This is a genomic window from Roseicyclus sp. (assembly GCF_052168335.1).
Lineage (GTDB): Bacteria > Pseudomonadota > Alphaproteobacteria > Rhodobacterales > Rhodobacteraceae > Roseibacterium.
In genome coordinates this window covers 1-1,756 of record NZ_JBQLZP010000012.1, presented here as the reverse complement: position 1 = coordinate 1,756, position 1,756 = coordinate 1, and the positions used below count along the sequence as shown (strand labels likewise).

1 protein-coding gene is annotated in these 1,756 nt (G+C 70.4%); it reads right to left on the bottom strand.

The window, feature by feature from the left end; all coding sequences use genetic code 11:
- Window positions 1-98: 98 nt before the first annotated feature.
- Window positions 99-1,424 (bottom strand): histidinol dehydrogenase, encoded by a 1,326-nt coding sequence (hisD, locus tag ACTS11_RS00425; RefSeq protein WP_442638382.1) that lies wholly within the window; start codon window positions 1,422-1,424, stop codon window positions 99-101.
- Window positions 1,425-1,756: the final 332 nt, after the last annotated feature.

Genomic DNA, 1,756 nt, shown 5'->3' with positions numbered 1-1,756 from the left:
GCTCATCTCGGCAGACGCTCGCTCGGCGTCATGGCTTCATCCTGGCAGGAAACTCCGGGGGAGTCGCGCGGCCCGCGCGACCGGGGGCAGAGCCCCCGCTACTCCGCCGCCTCCCGCCAGGGCGCGCCCTCGCCATAGGGCACGTTGATCCCGCCGTAGCGGCGGACGCGGATGTTGCACTGCTCGGCATGGCCGACGAAGCCCTCCAGCATGCAGAGCCGCGAGCCGTATTCGCCGATCAGCGTCGCCGCCTCGTCGGTCAGCACGCGCTGGTAGGAATGCGTCTTGAGGAACTTTCCGACCCAGAGGCCGCCGGTATACCGGCCCGCCCGCTTCGTCGGCAGCGTGTGGTTGGTGCCGATCACCTTGTCCCCGTTGGCGACATTGGTGCGGGGCCCGAGGAAGAGCGCGCCGTAGTTCGTCATGTGCTCGAGGAACCAGTCGTCGCGGTCGGTCATCACCTGCACGTGCTCGTAGGCCATCTCCTCGGAGACGCGCAGCATCTCGTCGTAGCCCTCGCAGAGGATCACGTCGCCGTAGTCGCGCCAGGAGACGGCGGCGGTCTCGGCGGTCGGCAGGATCGTCAGGAGCCGCTCGACCTCGGCCAGCGTCGCCTCGGCGAGCCTGCGGGAATTGGTGATCAGGCAGGCGGGCGAGTTGTAGCCGTGCTCGGCCTGCCCGAGGAGGTCGGTCGCCACCATCTCGGCGTCCACCGTGTCGTCGGCGATCACCATGGTCTCGGTCGGCCCCGCGAAGAGGTCGATGCCCACGCGGCCGAAGAGCTGTCGCTTGGCCTCCGCCACGAAGGCGTTGCCGGGTCCGACGAGCATGTCCACCGGCGCGACCGTCTCGGTGCCGAGCGCCATGGCCCCCACCGCCTGGATGCCGCCGAGAACCAGGATCTCGTCCGCGCCCCCCTCCTTCATCGCGGCGACGATGGCCGGGTGCGGCGCGCCCTTCACCGGGGGGGCGGAGGCGACGACGCGCTTCACGCCCGCGACCCTGGCGGTGATGACCGACATGTGCGCCGAGGCGACCATCGGGAACTTGCCGCCCGGCACGTAGCAGCCGACCGAGTTCACGGGGATGTTGCGGTGCCCGAGGATCACGCCCGGCAGCGTCTCCACCTCGACGTCGGTCATCGAGGATTTCTGCACCTCGGCGAAGCGGCGGATCTGCGCCTGGGCGAAGCGGATGTCCTCCATCTCGCGGGTCGAGACCTTCTGCATCGCGGCCTCGATCTCGCTGTCCGTCAGCCGGAAGGAGGGCGCCGCGTAGCCGTCGAACTTCGCGGAGAGCTCGCGCACGGCGGCATCGCCCCGGGCCTCGATGTCGGCGAGGATCCCCTCGACGGCGGCGCGCACCTTCGCGTCGTCCTCCGCCCGCTCCTCCGCCGGCTTGCCGCGCTTGAGATACTCCGCCATGACGCTCCTCCGCTATCCTCGCGGCGGAGCGCTAGCGGATTCTGCATACGAATGCAAGAAGCGGCGCGGGGCCGGCCCCGCCGCGAGATGTGGCCGCCCCGCCGCGACCCACGCCCCCCTGCGCAGCGTGCTCTCCCTCCGGGTCTCCGGCGGCCCCGAGCGGGAAGCCGGAGGTCCCGGCCAGCGGCATGTGCGGGCCGCACAAGCGTGGAGGGCCGCGCCCTTGGCGAGTGTTGCTTGCGTATTTGAAGAAAGATGAAAGCCCCTGCCCTTCATCTTTCGATGAAATACGCCGGGGAGCGCGAGGGGCAGCGCCCCTCGCAGGCGGTCTC